This is a genomic window from Bacteroides sp. HF-162, assembly GCF_015679285.1.
GTDB lineage: Bacteria > Bacteroidota > Bacteroidia > Bacteroidales > Bacteroidaceae > Bacteroides > Bacteroides uniformis.
The window spans coordinates 1,418,991-1,436,450 of record NZ_CP064937.1 but is presented as its reverse complement, the minus strand read 5'-3'; the positions used below and the strand labels follow the sequence as shown (position 1 = coordinate 1,436,450).

The following is a 17,460-nucleotide window of genomic DNA, read 5'->3' as shown; positions in this document are numbered from 1 at the left end:
TTATTTTCCATCACTTTGCTTCCACACTTCCACCCACCTCCTGCATCCCCCTATCCATCGGCATTTGAGCTGCTGTGGAAGCAACAAAAAAGGTGGAAGCAAATTTTGCTTCCACCTACTCAAAACGCTATAGTTTTACCGTAACCTACTCGTCTCTACCATAATACCCCGTGCAAGGTACATAAATCGGTTGGTTGAGTTTTCCTGCATTCTCGAGTTTGCCTTCGCTGCGAAGCAGGCGAATATGAAGCTGTGCCGTAGAGCGCATCATTCCGCAGAGGCTCTGAAAATCACTGCGCGTAAGGAACTGATGCGTAGAGAAGTAGCTCGTCAGCCGCCTGTCAATCTCCTTGTCACTCAGTTTTTGGGAATGCTCATTCAGCCCCAGTGGTTTAGCTTTGATAGCGCCTATCTCATTCTTCAGTACCTGGTCGGCACGAAACTTGATGCCCTTCAGCTTAATCTTGGTGGTTTTACGTTTGGTCGCAGCGGTCACCGGCTCCGTGCTAGTCAGTACGGGATGAAAGTAACCGATACCGTCCAGATGCACCTGCCGCCCCTCGGCAAGGTCTTCCCCCATGACGTGCGACAAGGCATCCAGCACCGCCGAAACATCAGTCTTCGTCAACGAACAGCGTTCCTGAATCCGACGTCTCAGTTCGGCAGTACTGGTAGAGCCGTTCAAGCGGATGCGCGGATGAAGTATCTTTTCTTCCCGCTGTTTGTCTTTAGGTTCCGGGAGCTCATACCAATCGAATAAAATTGCCATAGTTCAATGTCTTTTAAGTTGTTGTACAATACGTTCGCGCCCTATGCGGAATAGGTGCGGGTTACGTACTTCATCCGTAAAAGCTTTGGGAAGAGAAACGCCTAACGACCATGAACAGCTCTGCTTACGGTCGTCAAGCGATTGCTTCATGGCCGTAAGCAGAGCTGTTCATGGTCGTTAGGCGTCATCTATTCCCTATACAAAAGTAGACAAACAAAGGGAGAAAAACAAAGGAATGCCTATGTTTTAAAAAAGAAATCCAAAGGTTTCCGATACCACGCTGTATAGTTTGTGGAAGCAGGGATTTATTTAATAATTATTCTACTGAATACTTGTTTTCCGCCTTCTGATATCGTATCTTTACGAGAATTATATTTACTTAAACAAGCTGACAAACAGAATGAAAATTACCTTGATTAGAGCAGAAAAAGAGAGCGGAAAGGAAGCCCTCAGCACCCTGGAAGTGGATGCACTGATTAAAAAACTGAAAACCGAAACCAAAGCCGGACATGTATCGACCCTCCGGGCCATCCTTCCTCAACTGGAGGGTACTTGCGCCCAATACGAACATATAGACAAACTGCCACGCATCTACCCTGCCGTGGAATATAGCCGTACGCAAGAGGGAGAACGGCAGATGAAGAACTATAACGGACTCGTACAACTGGAAGTAAACCGTCTGTCGGGCATTGCCGAAGCGGAATATGTAAAGCGACAAGCCGCCCTGCTGCCACAGACCTTTGCCGCTTTCTGCGGTTCCAGCGGACGGAGTGCCAAGATATGGGTATTGTTTGCCCTGCCCGACGGCACAACGCCGAAGCGGGAGAGCGATGCCGCCTTGTTTCATGCCCACGCCTACCGTATGGCGGTGAAGTGCTACCAGCCCTTACTGCCGTTTGCCATTACATTGAAAGAACCTTCCCTTACACAGAGTTGCCGCATGACTCTGGATGGATATCCTTACTACAATCCTGCCGCTGTGCCTTTCTGCTTGGAACAACCCCTCGGCATGCCCGAGGAAGAGAACTTCCGGCAACGAAAACTCGCAGAAAAGAACCCGCTGTTGCGGCTGCATCCGGACAGTAAAGCCTCGGACACCTTCGCCATACTCTTCGAATCGGCCCTTGACCGTGCATTTCGCGAATTGGACGGCTGGAAACGGGACGAGGATTTACGGATACTGCTGGTGCCTCTGGCCGAACATTGTTTCAAGGCAGGCATCCCCGAAGAGGAAGTAGTCCGCCAGACATTGATGCACTATTACCGGGAAGCGGATGAATTCATTGTTCGTCAAACGATTCATAACCTATATCAAGAGCTTAAAGGCTTCGGGAAAAAGAGCAGTCTGACGCAAGAGCAGGAGAGCGTTTTCCGGCTGGAAGAGTTTATGGGCCGCCGGTATGAGTTCCGCTACAACACCGTTCTGGATGATTTGGAATACCGTCAGCGCGACTCCGTCCATTTCTATTTCAAGCCTGCTGACCAGCGTGCCCGCAGTACGGTCTCCATGAATGCCCTGAAGGAGGGTATCCGCGTATGGGACCGCGACATCAACCGTTTCCTTACTTCAGACCATGTGCCACTCTATAATCCCGTCGAAGAATACCTTTACGATACCGGCCGCTGGGACGGGAAAGACCGCATCCGGGCGTTGGCCGACCTCGTCCCGTGCCACAATCCTCATTGGCGGGAGTTGTTCTACCGCTGGTTCCTAGGCATGGTGGCACACTGGCGTGGAATGGACCGGCAACACGGAAACAATACTTCTCCTCTGCTTGTCGGTTCCCAAGGGTTCCGGAAATCCACCTTTTGCCGCATTTTGCTGCCACCGGAGCTGCGTTTCGGCTATACGGACAGCATTGACTTCAAGAGCAGGCAGGAAGCGGAACGCAGCCTGGGACGCTTTCTGCTCGTCAACATCGACGAGTTCGACCAAATCAACATCAACCAGCAGGGCTTTCTGAAGCATCTGCTGCAGAAACCGGTTGCCAACCTGCGCAAACCCTACGGCAGCACCATCCGGGAGATGCGGCGGTATGCCTCCTTCATCGGCACCAGCAACCAGAAGGACTTGTTGTCAGACCCCAGTGGCAGCCGCCGTTTCATCTACATTGAGGTCACCGGCCCCATTGATACGAATGTCACCATCAACTACCGCCAGCTCTATGCACAAGCTCTGAATGCCGTAGCCAAAGGTGAGCGCTACTGGCTGGATGATGCCGATGAAGCCATCTTGAAGCGGACGAACCGGGAATTTGAACAGCTCACCCCACTGGAACAACTCTTCCACAGCCATTTCCGTGCGGCAGAAGAGGATGAAAAGGGGCAATGGATGATGCCCATGCAGATTCTTTCCGCCTTGCAGACAAAGACGCGGGACCGTCTGGCAATCAACAAGGTTGCCGTATTCGGACGGACGCTCAAGAAGCTTGAAATACCGAACAAGAAGTCAAGGCAGGGGACACTGTATCATGTAATGCCGCTGGATTAAATGCTCTGCAGTAACCCGGCACAAGCATCCTCTAGAATGTCCAGCACATACTCAAAACCTTCGGAACCGCCGTAGTAGGGGTCCGGTACATGGTCGGCATGGGTAAACTTTGTACAGTATTCCGTCATGCGGTGTATCTTGCTCCATTCGGCGGTTGAAGGGGCGCGGTCTTTCAGGTCGTCGATGTTGCGGTCGTCCATACCGATAATCAGGTCGAAGTTGTAAAAATCCTCGGTACGTACGGGGCGCGAAAGATGCGTCAGATTGTATCCACGGCGGGCAGCATGGGCACGCATCCGGCTGTCCGGCAGTTCGCCCTGGTGATAAGACAGAATGCCTGCAGAATCGATTAAAAACTCATCCGCACGTCCGGCTTCTTCTACCAGATGCTTCATGACTCCCTCTGCCGAGGAGGAACGGCAAATGTTGCCAAGGCAAACGAAAAGTATCTTCTTCATATTTCTATAGTTACGAGTTATTTACATCGGGTCTACATCATAATACACTATCAGCGACTTGAAGCGGTCTTCCGCTACCATCTCCTTTTGCACCTGGACGAGCAGTTCGCGGGCACGGGCCATCGGGGCATTGGTTTCTATCTTCAAGACAATCTTTCGGATGAACAGGGTCTGTACGCGTGCTACGGGCGGCTTGTCCGGTCCCAGTACCCGGTTGCCAAAGACGGTGCGGAGCTTGGCGGCCATAGTCTGTGCCATGAGGTCGAGCAGGGTCTCGTTCCGGTTCTTCAGGTAAACATACACCAGGCGGTAGTAGGGCGGGTAGTGGAACATCTGGCGTTCGGCAAGCTGCCCGCCTACCATGGCTTCGTAGTCGTTGGCAATGACTTGCGGGATGATGGGATGGTCGATGCTTTTGGTTTGTAGCACCACCCTGCCGCGCTTGTTCTTCCGTCCGGCGCGTCCGGCAACCTGCGCCATCAGCTGGAAGGCGCGCTCGTAGGCGCGGAAGTCGGGATAGTTCAGCATGGTGTCGGCATTGAGTATGCCCACAATGCTGACGTGGTCGAAGTCCAGACCCTTGGACACCATTTGTGTGCCTATCAGGATGTCCGTCTTGCCTTGCTGGAAATCGGAGATGATGCGCTCGTAAGCGGTACGGGTGCGGGTGGTGTCCAAGTCCATACGGGCTACTCGAGCGTCGGGGAAAAGGGCTTTGATGTCATCTTCTATTTTCTCCGTGCCGAAGCCGCGGTTGCGCAGGTCAGTGCCCTCGCAGGCGGGGCAGATACGGGGCAGTTGGTAGGTGTAGCCACAGTAGTGGCAGGTCAGTTGGTTCAGCCCCTTGTGGTAGGTGAGGCTGACGTCGCAGTTCTTGCACTTGGGTACCCAGCCGCAGGTGTTGCACTCTATCATGGGGGCGAAGCCGCGGCGGTTCTGGAAAAGGATGACTTGTTCTTTCTGTTCCAGCGCTTCGCGGATGTATTGCAGGAGCAGTGGAGAGAACGGACCTTTCATCATCTTCTTGCGGTGCAGCTCCTTAATGTCTACGGGGATAATCTCCGGCAGTTGTATCTCTTTATAGCGTTCTTTCAGTTCCACGAGGCCATACTTACCGGATGTGGCATTGTGCCAAGTCTCTACAGAAGGGGTTGCCGTACCCAACAGAGTTTTGGCGCCGTACATGGAGGCGAGTACAATGGCTGCATTGCGAGCATGATAGCGAGGGGCGGGGTCTTGCTGCTTGTAGGTGTTTTCGTGCTCCTCGTCCACAATCACGAGACCGAGGTTGCGGAAAGGAAGGAAGACGGAGGAGCGGACGCCGAGAATAATGTCATAGTCTGCTTCCGACAGCTGCTTCTGCCAGATTTCCACCCGTTCGGCATCGGGGAACTTGGAGTGATAGATGCCCAGTCGGGAGCCGAATACGCGTTGCAGGCGCTCTGTGATTTGTGCAGTGAGAGCTATTTCGGGCAGGAGATAGAGCACTTGCTTTCCTTGCCGGATGGTTTCTTCTATCAGATGAATATAGACTTCGGTCTTGCCGCTTGCCGTGACGCCATGCAGCAGGCAGACGTTCTTGCTTTGAAAATTCTCTAAGATGGAGTGATAAGCGCGTTGCTGGTGCTCGTTCAGCGGGTTGACGGGGATGACTTCTTTGAGGAGTGTTTTGTCTATGCGGCCTATTTCCTGCTGGTAGACTTCGAATACACCACGGTCCACAAGACCGTTGAATACGGCAGGGGTGGCGGAGGTGCGTTGCAGCAGTTCGGCTTTGGAGACTTCTTTTATATCTCGTCCGCTGAGGTAGCCGGAGAGTTCCAGGTACTTCATCAGCAGGTCCAGTTGCTTGGGGGCACGGCGCTGCAACTCGTCGAAGAAGATGTGCAGGCGGTGTTCGTTGCGGGCGGCAGTGGTAAGGCGCACTCGGTTTTCGGTCTTAGGCTTATAGGTACGGCGCAATTCTTCCTTTACGAAGATGGCCTCTTTGTCGAGCAGTGACTTGATGACAGAAAGTATGTTCTTGATGCCGGTCTCTTTCTCCAGTTTCGTCACGCATTGCTCCGGGTCGGCAGAGAGCATATCCAGTATCTTCTGTTCCTTCTCCGGCAGGCGGACGTCGGACTCGAAATCGGGGTTGTACTCTACGATTGTTTCGCTTTCCAGCTTCAGGCCGGAGGGTAGGGCGGCTTTGTAGACGTCTCCTTGTGTGCAGAGGTAGTAGTCGGAGAGCCATTCCCAGAACTTGAACTGCCGCGGGAGCAGTATGGGGCGGGCATCCAGCAAGGCGGACACTTCCTTTACTTCGTATTCGGTGGGGGCACAATAGTGCACGTTGCGCACGATGGCTGTATAGTATTTCTTCCGTCCGAATGGCACTACCACCCGGCAACCGGTCTGCACTTCATCCGCCCACTCGTCGGGCAGGGAGTAGGTGAAGCAGCTGTGCAAAGGCAAAGGCAATATGACGTCGGCAAACTTTTTCATCGCGGGGACAAAGATAGTGGAAAGTGGAGGGAGAATGAAATGAACGGGGGCATTTTTTATGCTGAGGAGGGGGAGGAGGCTGTTGTGGATTTGGGATGAAGATAAGGGGGGATATGGGTATTGCAGATTTTATGGGTAGGATGGGTGTAGAAGTATGGGGAAACTGGTGCAAGTGTTTTATAAACTTTGTTCGATGTATTAAAATAAGAATGAGTTAGTTATGGTAAAACTATGGCGTCTTGAATAGGTGGAAGCAAATTTTGCTTCCACTTTTGGGAGTTACTTCCACAGCGGGGTAAATGCCGATGGACAGGGGGATGCAGGAGGTGGGTGGAAGTGTGGAAGCAAAGTAGGGAGAAAAAAGTAGGAGAAAACAATTTTGTTTTCTCCTACCCTCATAAAGTACGGAAGCTTATTTTTTCAGTTAGGCTTCTCTTTCATCAATTACTAAGAATGAAAAAATTATTTCTTAATAACGAAGTATGGATATTCCTCAGGATTTTCGTGTCCGAAGAAGTCTACCATTGTGAACTTCAAGGTTGCAATAACATCAGAAGTCGGTGGATTTTGTCCCAATCTTGAAACAAATACAAATTCTTGAGTAACCGCATCAAATGTTACAGTAAAGTATTCGTCATCCACATTGTTAGAAGCCAAGTGGCATTCTTTGATATTTGCAGCAACAAAAGTAGGCGTGTAATCTATATCACCTTTCTTGAACTTCAGAATATTAGCAAGAGCAATTCTTGTTTCAGAAACGTTATAGATTAAGGATTCCTTAATTGGATTCTTCTTGTCATCAAAGTTCTTCCATTCAGAAGTGAAACCTTCACCACATACAAGTCTCAGTTTGAAGTTCTGGGCAGCCGGGGCTTTTACAGTGTAAGAGTAGTCTGCCGTTTCTGATGAAACATTGCTGTACTTATAGGATACGGTTACATCGTACATCTTTCCTTCTGGTTTATCTGCAAACAGAGCTGCTGCTTTATCCTTGTCATTGTTTACATCGAGATAGAATCCATATCTAGCAGCACTTGCCTTATCAGAGTAGAATACAATCTGCTTTTCTGCGCAAGTGAATGTATAGTTGAAGTCGATGATTGCGTTGGTAGGATCAGAAACGCCATTGAATGCTGTACCCAGATTATGGATAGTAGTATTCCAGTTAGCTTCTGTTACTTCAACAACCTTTGCGCCTTCTTTGTCAAGTTGGTTGGCCTTAGCAGAGAATGCAGCAGGGAATTCTGGCATCTTCTTGGTTATTTCAATGGCAACTTTCTTAACTATTACATTCTTCTTACTATCGGTAAAGTTGAAATACATCTTATAAGTACCATTATCCTTGAACTTATTCAAATTACCCTTCAATGAAATAACTAACTTGCCTTCCTGGCTGTCGAAGTATTTGACGAAATTTTCATTGTCATTCGGATTATTCTCTATGTCAAATATCAAATTACCTTCCTCATATTCATTATATTTATCTTCAAACAGTTTCAGAAGTTCTTCGTCCAAATCAATCTCAACATCACGTTCGTAATCACCATCAGGAGCATTCCATACCGGTACGTAATCAGCCTTCAACGTAGTAGTCATAGCATCGATGTCGCCTACTGCTACATAGAATGCCTTACCGTCCGGGTCAACCAAAGAACCGTTATTATTTACTGCATATACGCGGAAACCGATAATGTCACCATCAGCCTTCTCTGCATTGATAGACATTTCAATCTTACGGTTTGTCGTAATTGTATTCAGTCCTTCGATATCTGCCTCATAAGAGTTCCATGCCGTGATTTCAGACGGAGCACTTTCTACGGCACGTTGCGCGTCGAGCACTACATAGAAACCATAGATACCACTGATATCCTCATCACTATAACTCAATTCTACGGTAAACTTTTCACCCACTTTTGTAGAGAAGAAAGATTTGCTAGAACCTTCTTTGTCACGGTTATCGCCACCCCTCCAAAGGTCTTGGTCTCTCCATGTGCCATATTTAGTAGTAGCATCAATAGATACATAAGAGCCGTTTTCCTCTATACGGTTTCCGTTTCTATCAACATTCCATTTATAGTCATAGAACAGCTTTTTGCTTGCATCAGCAGTTAAAGTTCCATCTTCAGCATACTGGAAACGGTTACGCAGATCATTCACATCCTTGTCGTTGACCTTGAAATTCAGTTCATACTGCGGTGTATATACAGAACCCAGTGTCAATTCATAACCGGTTGTCACACTACGTTCCACGTCGCCCGGTTTGTCTGTTACTGCTACTGCGTAGAGAATATCCTTCAGTTTCTTCACCGGTTCGTCTTCAGCGTTGCCGCTCTTATAGTCAAACTTTGCAGCTTTCAGCAAATTCTCTTCTGTATAGTTATCCTTGTTCAACTTGAATACGACTTTCCACAGACCATTAGAAGATACACCTCTGGTGGTTACTGTGCCTTTAAACTGCTCCACTTTCTCAACAGTCACCAGTTCATCTAGATTGCCCAGTGCAGAATTGACAAATGAAATCTGTCCTTCGGTCAAGGTGGCATTAGCCGGTGACACACGAATCAATACAGAGTCGCTGATGAATGCTCTTTCACCTTTTTTGAACTCCTTTTGATTAATGATTTCATAAGAATTTGCCTCTACTTCGTCGGAGCTGCCTTTACCAAACACACGGTCTTCTACAGCTTCAGCAGTACGCAAATCCATTATAGAAGGCTCACCTTCAATAATATTGTCAGTTTTGCTGCCGAATGAATAATTCAACAATTCTACATGAGTAACAGCTTTACTGAATGCAGCAGAAATCAAGTCTAATTTAGCGCCTACAACTTCTGTTACTTGTGCTGCAATTTTTGCAGCCATTTCTTCTGTCAGCTCGCCAGCTTGCAATTTTTCCAAATCAGCTTTTAAAGCAGCAATGGCAGCATCGTTGGTTCCTTTATATTCATCCAAAGCGGCAATTTGTGCTTCAATGGCAGCTTTGTTCTTACCAATCTGTTCTGCATTGGCAGCGACATCAGCTTTCAAGGTAGTGATGCTGCTCTGCAAAGCTACATCTGCTGCTGCCAATTTTTCCAATGTTGCTTCAGTAGTAGTTTTGAACTGTTCCAAAGTCTGGATTCTACCTGAAATTTCAGCCAGTTTTTCTTCTATTGCTGCTATACCGGCTTTGTCGGCCTCTTGCAACTCGGCTTTGACTTTTTCCAATTCAGCCTTTGCTGCAGCAATAACAGCTTCTTGTGCTGCAAGGGCAGCCTTTGAAGCCTCGTCTTTTGCAGCAGCGATTTCACTCTGCAAACCACTTTGTGCAGACTGCAAATTGCTGATTGAGCTCTCTACAGCAGTAATCTTGGCAATCAGACCATTTTGACCGTCGATTTGTTCCTGCAAGTTGTTGATGTCATCATCGTAGTCCTTACAAGACGTAAACGTTCCTGCAGTACCAACCATTAAGGCACTGAACAGGATCACACTTAGAAACTTCTTGTTCATAATTGAAAACTTTAAATTTATAAATTTAAAAAATAAAAAAGTGAATAATCTCTCATTTTATATTCCATTCCTATATCCGTTTTGTTATATGATTTTCCGTTACTTCGCAGGTAATGAAATCTTGTTAATTTCATTAATAATCAGGGAATAAGGAGAAAATAGACCGGTTTTGTTTGGAATAGTAAAAATCTGTTCGTTGGGATATTGGAAAGAGGATTGGAAGTCCAGAAAAGTGACAATGGGAAAGTAATGAAATGAGGCCTTCAAAAAATGGAAGTGTGTATTTTTAGCTCAAAAGATTGAATAACAGCATATTGATAGAACCGATGTGAGCTCCGTAAAGACAACACCATTCCGTTCCTCAAAACTCTGTTTGAAGATTCCGGAAAATGTGCGACAAATCTATTCTATCCTATCAAAAGCAGTAACGTCTTTTACACCATACACGCTCCACTTCTTACAAAAGAAATTACCCTTTGATTGGCCTCGTCAATCTTTCTGTTGCTGAAAGGCTTCAGATAGGTTTCCGTCACCGTAATGGAGGAGTGCCCCATGGCTTCCGATATGATTCCGGGGTGTATCTCGCAATGGTAAGCCATTGTGGCCCAGGTATGTCTGGCCGCATAGGTGCTGAGTGCCGACTGCATTCCCAGACACTGTCTGAGTACTGCCAAACGCTGGTTGAATGCCCTGAGTGCCGACTGGTATTCCCGGTATGCGGCTTCCGTACCTTCCTCGCTCTGCAGGATGGGAAACAGATAGGGGGAGTCGGGGTTCCTGTCCGCCACCATCCTGACCATCTGCATGGCTTCGGGTGTGAGTGACACGGTCAGTGCCCGTCCCGTCTTCCGCCTTCTGTAAGACAGTACATTCCCCTGCAGGTCCCTTTTGTGCAGGTACGCCAGGTCCACAAAGGGTATGCCCCTGAGCATGAACATGAGTACGAAGAAAATCCTTGTTCTCTGCTGTGCGTTTGGGAGCGTCCCTCCTTGCAGGCTCCTTTCCGTCTCCCTTACCAGGCTGCTGATGTCGGATGCCTTGAGCGCCTTCTTCTTGTCTGCCCGTGTGCCGGTATACACATGCTCGAACAGTCTGGGTACATACCGTATGTACTTTCTGTCCACCGCCCGATGATACACCGAGCGTACCGTCTTGATGTAGGTGGACACGGTGTTCCAACTGCAGTTCCTCTGCCTGAGGTAGTTTTCGAACCTCTTCAGTACGGTTGGGCTCAGCTTGCGCATGGGCATTGGTTGCCATTTGGTGAATGCCGAGAATGCATTCATCGCTGATTGGTAGATGTGTGCTGTCCCCCATCTGCCGCCTTCCCGGAGTTCCCCGATGACTGAGGAGAACATTTCTTGTAAGGTAATTTCATTTCTGCTCATTTCCAATTTATTTATAAAGAGTTTATCTTACAAGTATATACAATAAAATGAAGAAAAACAGAAGCTTATAATGTATTTTTCATTTTAGCCAGTCTTTCAGAATGCCCCCAAATATATTTCTTATATTTGTGAAAAAAGTCGCATTGAAAAAAAATCGCAATATGAATAATCCATTTAAATTCAGTACCATTGTAGACGGTGAATACTTTACGGATAGAGTAGCGGAATAGGGAAGAGTAAGAGAGATACTTGCAAGTGAAAATCGCCTGATATTTATTAGTCCACGACGTTTCGGCAAGACCAAAGTAACGAAAGGATTGTCACGTCCCGTTTTTCAGTTGAACCTGCAGTTGGTAACAGGCACTGCCGACTTTGCCGCACGATTATTGTGGATTATGCTTCAGCAATATCCTATGGAACGCCTGGAGTATCTCATCACTCACTTTCATTTTATTCCCACCATTTCAACCAATCCATGACAGATGGCATAGAAGTTTCATTTCAGCCGTCAATGGATGAAACAGACAAGAAGGTATTGATAGGCTTAGCTGTAGAGATGAGGGTTCCAGTCTTCCTTTTCTACAAGGTGTCGGCATTGATTCTCCAAGTACTGCCTTTGGCAGTTTAAAGCTGCTTGGGCAACAAGATATGTGATACGCAACGAAGAGTATGAACTGGATGCTCCTTTCTTTCTTGTCGATATATACAAAGATGGCTATTTCCGTTTTCCTAAGAAGGAAAATGGAAATAGCCGTTTCTAGTATGGAATATCTAGCTTATATCATTTTGGGTAATTGATTCTTCTGCCCAATACGTCATTGCGCATTTCCCGTTCACTACGATAGAGCTTCCCGTCTTTCAGGAAATAGTAAGCAGGATATCCGGCAAACTCAATTGTAGCATATTCCAAATTATCTGCACTTTTACAGACTTGCCAAGTACCTTCATAAGTCAGCGAGTCGTTAAACTGGATAAGTGTGGTTGAATCCGCTTTAAGTTCAAAGCGTACTCCTTCTTCCGTAAAAAAAGTGCCGCCAAAGGGATGGCTACTGCTTTTTCCGGTACAGGCTACTAACACACAGATACCCATCAAGAGCATTGAAGAATAAATAAATCTTTTCATCTTCATCTGTTTTTATTTAATCAATAAAGGGTATCCCATTAAGGAATACCCTTTAATATATCAGTATCTAACGATCTTTACTTATCGTGTACCAGGAGTTCCAGAGTTAGGAGCTACAGTAATCTCATAAACATTGATGAGAGTTTTCCACTTATAACCGTATTCAACCGGGATAAACAGCTTATAAGCTTTGTTAACCGGAGTACCGCTATAGTTGTAATAAGTCAAGACTTTTTCTTTGTCACCGTCACCATCGATATCTTTTTCTTCATATCTGATTTCAATGTTTGCAGGCAACTTACCATTTGTATAACCTTCTTCTGGTTCCAAGTTACCGTCAGTCAGTTTCAAGTTAGTCTTGATCTTAGTAACATCCAGAATATTGTCAGAACCAGCCTTCAACGGCCAAACAGCTTCTCTTACTTGATAGAAGTCATACAATGCTTTTGGCAGACCAGTTGTGTTTTCCACAATCTGCTTGTTGTCATTCCAAGAGTAGTAAGTGAATGCACCAGTTACATCAATTGAGCTACCTTCGTTCTTGGCGTCAACGAAGTTGTCGATTTCGCCCTTCTTAACTTGCAACGGCTCAATAATATTTGCTTCGTATTGCTTAACAATGCCTACATTCTTTGCATTATTGCAGAGATCAGCAACCAAGTTGATGGGAACCATCTTACCAACCAATGCCTTAGCAGCTTCTGTCGGTTGATTAGTGAAATCTGTAACAGCATGATCAGGAACAGCTTCTTGCAACTTGATGTTGTACGTCAGCTCGTCTGCGTTCAAAAGGTTAGCCTTGTGATTTACGATTGTTGCTGCTAATTCTCCCTTAATCCACAATTCTGTATCATTGTTTCTCAACTCAGCCTTCACTTCAGTACCATCGTTCCAAATATAAGTATAGTTGGCGATTCTTGCCTTATCGAATACGAATCTTACGCCTTCTTCTGCATAGTAAATGCCGTTAGCATTTTCAGGCATAGTGTGGTCAGGTTGCATCGGACCAAAAGCAGGATAATAGAACTTCGTATTAGCTACATTCTTATCTGTATAATAGATAGCGCCAGCAGCACCTTCAGTAGGTTTCACACCTCTGTCATCCAAGAAACCGTTCAACAAGTCAGTATAGATGTTACATGTCGGGTTAGTACCGTCAACAACATTCCATGCCGGATTAGATTCTTTGGTTCCATAAACGATCGGGTTGATGTTGAATATCTTATATTCCTTTTCACCTTTCCAGTATGTACCCATGTGGCCCCATACATTTAAAGCAGGCATATAGACAGTTCTTGTCATCACAACGGTAATATCAGCATTGATACCCTTAGGATCTTTGTAGATAACAGTCTTCGTGAACGTCTTCTCTTGCTGACCAGGCCAGAACACACCAAGATCTTCTTCGTTTAATGTCCACAAAATATTGTGAGACTCAACGCCTTCTTCCGGATCTTTCAAATCTTCAGCTGTACCAGCTCCCTCACCTACAATGAATTCAGTATAGATAGCATGGAATTCGTTCTTTGTCATACCACCTTCTTTAGCCTTGTCGTAAATCATGGTATTCATCATTTCTGTATCGACAAGGTTCTTAACTTTACAAGAGAACAATACCGGGTTGAACGGAACTGCCAGTTCTTTTCCTTCCATTGTCCATTTAACCTTCAAGTAACGTTGAGCAACCAATGCATTGCCATTTACAGAGTCGATCAATTCTACGCAAACAATAGGCTCACGACCTACGGCTGTTGCAGATCCAGAGATGTCATATACTTTAGCAGACATTTTACCATTCATCGGAGAATCGATTTCTGCAAATTTTTGTTGGTCAGTCTTGTTGTCATTGTCGTTTTCAGGAATATAAGCGGCTTCTGCCAGACGGAAACGGAATGTCAGACCATAGTCCTTGTAGTCTACCAAATCCTCATGTGCGGCATGATCATTGGCTTTGTCACTAACACAAACTTTTACCAATTTCTTTAAATCAAGAGGTTGGTCATAAGCTTGGTAATAGTCAACTAAAGCATTTGCATTTGATTCATACAGACATACTGAGTCATGATAGTGAACATAGAAATCACCGTTTCCATCATTCTGTATTTCGTCTGCGAATTCACCTGTTATGGTTTTTCCAAAATCAGTTCTGCTGTTAGCCAAATACGGCAATTTGATAAGCTCTTCAATACGAGCATATTCAGAGTTTACATAAACGCCATCAATAGTACCAGCTTCAACATCCTTAGCTTCGTCTTCTGTATAGTTTTCTGCAGAAATAGGAGCTTTCAAAGAAGCCATATAGAATTTCTCCTTATTGCCTTCCTTAGTGGTAGAGAGCTGTTGACCTAAGAAATCAGAATGTTTTTTGAATGTAACTTCCAGTACACCTTCCTTGTCAATATTGTGACCTGTAACTTCAATCGGGCTATTGTTTGTAATTGTTGTACCGTCAGCATTCTTTGTCATTATATTTTCAGACTTGATGCAGTCAAATGACGGAGTCAGGATATCTTGAGTACGAACACCTACACTCGGGCTTACATGGAAATAAGCCTTATTCTTCTCAGTAGCGATGTAACGGGCTGTACCGGCATCTTTGTGGTCTAACACAGGACGGTTAGTGTGGCCCGAAGGATCAGACGTATGTGTAGGCATTGCCTCATACTTCTGAGGAGTATACTGCAAAGTGGTAAAAGTCATAGCAGCAATACCGTTGATATGCTGAGTCGGGATCAGAGCTAGACTAGTCAGACGGTGTCCAATCAATTTAACCACCTCAGCGGTCAGGGCATCAACCTTTGCAGCCAAAGCTTGTAATTTTTCGTCTGTAACAAAGCCTCCTTCAAGCTCTTTCTTTAAATCTGCAATTTTCTTGTCCACAGTCTCCAATGAGGCCATTTTGTCAATTTGCTTCTGCAAGTCTGCCTGCGCTTTCTCCAGAGCGGCTTTTAAGGCTGCAATTTCTTCAGAAGAAGATCCACCTTGTCCTGCTTTGTCCAATGCTTCTTTAGCTTTGTCCAGTGCTTCTTGTGCTGCTGTTTTAGCATTAGAAGCTTCAGTTTTGGCTTCAGCGATAGAAGTCTCCAAAGCACTTACTTTAGAGTTCAATTCATCAAGTGAAGCTTTCTTGTCCAGTTGTCCCTGCAAGTCCTTGATGTCATCATCATAGTCCTTACAAGACGTGAACGTTCCTGCAGTACCAGCCATTAAGGCACTGAACAGGATCACACTTAGAAACTTTTTGTTCATAATTGAAAACTTTAAATTTATAAATTTAAAAAAATAAAAAGTGAATAATCTCGCATATTTGGTATTACTTTCTCTTATTTTTTTGTTAAAATTTTCCGTTACTTCGCAGGTAACGGAGGAATTTTCCGTGCAAACATAATCGTTTTTCTATAAATGAGCAAATAATAATGCTGTTTTTTTATAATTAATCGAAAAATCTGCATTTAAGCGCACTTTTTTGTTAATGGAATTGTTGTTGCCCCAGCTATTAGCGTATTTGTACGTGTGTTCTGTATTACAGAGGAGTTACCCTTATACATATTATAAATAAGAAATGTATAATTAAAATTGAAGATGAAAGAGATTACCTTACAAGAAATGCTGTCAACTATTATTGGAGAGCTTCGGAAAAATGGAAGATGGGGAACAGCCCATATTTACCAATCCACATTGAATGTGTTTTCCGTATTCAACAACTATCAGAATTTGCATCTGCGCAAACTGAATTCAGTGGTTTTAAAACGTTTTGAAATGTACCTGCGCCAACGGGATTGTAGTTGGAATACCGTTTCCACCTATATGAAAGTCATCCGTTCGGCTTATAACCGAGCTGTAGATTTACGATATGTCCGTTATATTCCCAGGTTGTTTGAACATGTGTATACGGGAACTAAAGCGGACAAGAAAAGAGCATTGGAAGCTTCGGATATAGGAGCTTTAGTTTGCGAGACAGAGATGGATTTGTCCAAAAGGATTCCCTCCTCGAGACTTCAAAAAGCAAAAATGCTATTCGTGTTTATGTTTATGATGCGTGGTCTTCCGTTTGTCGATTTGGCTTTTTTGCGTAAGAAAGACTTGCAAGGTAACGTATTATCCTATCGTAGAAGAAAAACTGGTCACACCTTGCGGGTACTTCTGTCCCCTGAAGCCTTGCAGTTGGTACGCATGGTGTCCAATAAGGACGAAAACTCACCTTATTTATTTCCAATATTACATAGCAAGGAGGGTACCGAAGCGGCTTATAAAGAGTATCAATCAGCTCTGAGACGTTTTAACTATCAGTTATCAACTTTAAAAACACATTTAAACATGAGTTCACATCTTAGCTCGTATTCGGCAAGACACACATGGGCTACAATGGCATATTATTGCGAGATTCACCCTGGAATTATTTCCGAAGCGATGGGACACTCATCGATAAATGTTACTGAAACCTATCTCAAACCCTTCAACGACAAGAAGATTGATGAGGCAAATGAGAAGGTAATTTCTTTTGTGAAAAGCAATGGAATTTCGGCATAGTTTTTTTGCTTTTTATTGATAGAATAGTCTAAATATGTACTTATTTATTCCTCCCGCAAGAGACTTCTCTTGAAGGGAAGGATCGCCTTGTTTGTTTCTCAACCACCTTTTCTTATGTCAAAGTACTACAAAATAAGACTTTATATTTTCCCCTGTCTTGCAAACCTTTTGAGTCTCTTTCACCTCAATCTTATTTCTTAGTCCTATTATAAGAATTCCACCTATAAGCCCCTCCTTATCTTTATTCATTTAAAATATTATAAACAATTATAGATGTATCGAAACTGTATTAAACATATTTTTATACAATTGATTAAATATAGATTCCCGTTACCTGCGAAGTAACGGAAAATTTTAACAAAAAAATAAGAGAAAGTAATACCAAATATGCGAGATTATTCACTTTTTATTTTTTAAAATTTATAAATTTAAAGTTTTCAATTATAAACATAAGTATGTTCTTGTTCAGTGTCTTAATGGCCGGTACTGCAGGAACTTTCACGTCTTGTAAGGACTATGATGACGACATCAAGGACTTGCAGGGACAATTGGATAAGAAAGCTTCACTTGATGAATTGAACTCTAAATAAGTACTTTGGAGACTTCTATCGCTGAAGCCAAAACTGAACTTCTAATGTTAAAACAGCAGCACAAGAAGCATTGGACAAAGCAGGACAAGGTGGGGCTTCTTCTGAGGACGTTGCAGCCTTGAAGTAAGCTTT

General features: G+C 44.8%; 13 protein-coding genes. 5 read left to right on the top strand and 8 right to left on the bottom strand.

Annotated features, from left to right (window positions below; genetic code table 11):
- Positions 1 to 145: 145 nt before the first annotated feature.
- Both ITJ87_RS05495 and ITJ87_RS05490 read right to left on the bottom strand, forming a co-directional pair.
- Positions 146 to 769: an HU family DNA-binding protein gene (locus ITJ87_RS05495; protein ID WP_117967131.1), complete on the bottom strand. Its 624-nt coding sequence runs from the start codon at positions 767 to 769 to the stop codon at positions 146 to 148.
- A 3-nt stretch (positions 770 to 772) separates the two neighbouring features.
- The gene (locus ITJ87_RS05490) at positions 773 to 919 is read right to left on the bottom strand and encodes a hypothetical protein (RefSeq protein WP_155517626.1); all 147 of its coding nucleotides are present in this window, start codon (positions 917 to 919) and stop codon (positions 773 to 775) included.
- A gap of 250 nt (positions 920 to 1,169) precedes the next feature.
- Between ITJ87_RS05490 and ITJ87_RS05485 the strand changes: the two genes are divergently transcribed.
- Positions 1,170 to 3,260, top strand: coding sequence for a BT4734/BF3469 family protein (locus tag ITJ87_RS05485; RefSeq protein WP_117967128.1), 2,091 nt, complete (start codon positions 1,170 to 1,172; stop codon positions 3,258 to 3,260).
- Here the strand turns inward: ITJ87_RS05485 and ITJ87_RS05480 are convergent.
- The 4 genes from ITJ87_RS05480 to ITJ87_RS05465 all read right to left on the bottom strand — a co-directional run bounded on the left by ITJ87_RS05480 (position 3,257) and on the right by ITJ87_RS05465 (position 11,085).
- Positions 3,257 to 3,718, bottom strand: a complete 462-nt coding sequence (locus ITJ87_RS05480) for a low molecular weight protein-tyrosine-phosphatase (protein ID WP_005825832.1) — start codon at positions 3,716 to 3,718, stop codon at positions 3,257 to 3,259. The genes ITJ87_RS05485 and ITJ87_RS05480 overlap by 4 nt on opposite strands.
- 21 nt (positions 3,719 to 3,739) lie before the next feature.
- Positions 3,740 to 6,205, bottom strand: a complete 2,466-nt coding sequence (priA, locus tag ITJ87_RS05475) for a primosomal protein N' (protein ID WP_117600986.1) — start codon at positions 6,203 to 6,205, stop codon at positions 3,740 to 3,742.
- 462 nt (positions 6,206 to 6,667) lie between these two features.
- Positions 6,668 to 9,697, bottom strand: a complete 3,030-nt coding sequence (locus ITJ87_RS05470; RefSeq protein WP_117974774.1) for a cell surface protein — start codon at positions 9,695 to 9,697, stop codon at positions 6,668 to 6,670.
- A gap of 434 nt (positions 9,698 to 10,131) precedes the next feature.
- Positions 10,132 to 11,085 carry a site-specific integrase gene (locus tag ITJ87_RS05465; protein WP_117967188.1) on the bottom strand — a complete coding sequence of 318 codons (954 nt, stop codon included), beginning with the start codon at positions 11,083 to 11,085 and terminating at the stop codon, positions 10,132 to 10,134.
- Between the two features lie 317 nt (positions 11,086 to 11,402).
- On the opposite strand from ITJ87_RS05465, the gene ITJ87_RS18645 reads away from it, so the two are divergent.
- Both ITJ87_RS18645 and ITJ87_RS05460 read left to right on the top strand, forming a co-directional pair.
- Entirely contained in the window at positions 11,403 to 11,564 is a 162-nt protein-coding gene (locus tag ITJ87_RS18645) for a hypothetical protein (protein WP_005825763.1), read from the top strand.
- Positions 11,561 to 11,713, top strand: a complete 153-nt coding sequence (locus ITJ87_RS05460; RefSeq protein WP_158562867.1) for a hypothetical protein — start codon at positions 11,561 to 11,563, stop codon at positions 11,711 to 11,713. The genes ITJ87_RS18645 and ITJ87_RS05460 overlap by 4 nt, the downstream gene beginning before the upstream one ends.
- A gap of 153 nt (positions 11,714 to 11,866) precedes the next feature.
- Here the strand turns inward: ITJ87_RS05460 and ITJ87_RS05455 are convergent, their stop codons facing one another.
- The gene (locus tag ITJ87_RS05455) at positions 11,867 to 12,208 is read right to left on the bottom strand and encodes a hypothetical protein (protein ID WP_008661937.1); all 342 of its coding nucleotides are present in this window, start codon (positions 12,206 to 12,208) and stop codon (positions 11,867 to 11,869) included.
- 81 nt (positions 12,209 to 12,289) lie between these two features.
- Positions 12,290 to 15,457 (bottom strand): hypothetical protein, encoded by a 3,168-nt coding sequence (locus ITJ87_RS05450; RefSeq protein WP_117967191.1) that lies wholly within the window; start codon positions 15,455 to 15,457, stop codon positions 12,290 to 12,292.
- A gap of 333 nt (positions 15,458 to 15,790) precedes the next feature.
- Between ITJ87_RS05450 and ITJ87_RS05445 the strand changes: the two genes are divergently transcribed.
- Both ITJ87_RS05445 and ITJ87_RS18890 read left to right on the top strand, forming a co-directional pair.
- Entirely contained in the window at positions 15,791 to 16,738 is a 948-nt protein-coding gene (locus ITJ87_RS05445) for a site-specific integrase (protein WP_117964240.1), read from the top strand.
- Positions 16,739 to 17,193: 455 nt separating this feature from the next.
- Entirely contained in the window at positions 17,194 to 17,328 is a 135-nt protein-coding gene (locus ITJ87_RS18890; protein WP_255425174.1) for a hypothetical protein, read from the top strand.
- Positions 17,329 to 17,460: the final 132 nt, after the last annotated feature.

What these genes read in the sequence shown, in the direction of transcription:
- ITJ87_RS18890 (WP_255425174.1), top strand. Translation starts at nt 17,194, where the DNA reads ATGTTCTTGTTCAGTGTCTTAATGGCCGGTACTGCAGGAACTTTCACG.
- ITJ87_RS05445 (WP_117964240.1), top strand. Translation starts at nt 15,791, where the DNA reads ATGAAAGAGATTACCTTACAAGAAATGCTGTCAACTATTATTGGAGAG.
- ITJ87_RS05480 (WP_005825832.1), bottom strand. Translation starts at nt 3,718, where the DNA reads ATGAAGAAGATACTTTTCGTTTGCCTTGGCAACATTTGCCGTTCCTCC.
- priA (WP_117600986.1), bottom strand. Translation starts at nt 6,205, where the DNA reads ATGAAAAAGTTTGCCGACGTCATATTGCCTTTGCCTTTGCACAGCTGC.
- ITJ87_RS05490 (WP_155517626.1), bottom strand. Translation starts at nt 919, where the DNA reads ATGAAGCAATCGCTTGACGACCGTAAGCAGAGCTGTTCATGGTCGTTA.
- ITJ87_RS05450 (WP_117967191.1), bottom strand. Translation starts at nt 15,457, where the DNA reads ATGAACAAAAAGTTTCTAAGTGTGATCCTGTTCAGTGCCTTAATGGCT.
- ITJ87_RS05495 (WP_117967131.1), bottom strand. Translation starts at nt 769, where the DNA reads ATGGCAATTTTATTCGATTGGTATGAGCTCCCGGAACCTAAAGACAAA.
- ITJ87_RS05455 (WP_008661937.1), bottom strand. Translation starts at nt 12,208, where the DNA reads ATGAAAAGATTTATTTATTCTTCAATGCTCTTGATGGGTATCTGTGTG.
- ITJ87_RS05465 (WP_117967188.1), bottom strand. Translation starts at nt 11,085, where the DNA reads ATGAGCAGAAATGAAATTACCTTACAAGAAATGTTCTCCTCAGTCATC.
- ITJ87_RS05460 (WP_158562867.1), top strand. Translation starts at nt 11,561, where the DNA reads ATGACAGATGGCATAGAAGTTTCATTTCAGCCGTCAATGGATGAAACA.
- ITJ87_RS05470 (WP_117974774.1), bottom strand. Translation starts at nt 9,697, where the DNA reads ATGAACAAGAAGTTTCTAAGTGTGATCCTGTTCAGTGCCTTAATGGTT.
- ITJ87_RS05485 (WP_117967128.1), top strand. Translation starts at nt 1,170, where the DNA reads ATGAAAATTACCTTGATTAGAGCAGAAAAAGAGAGCGGAAAGGAAGCC.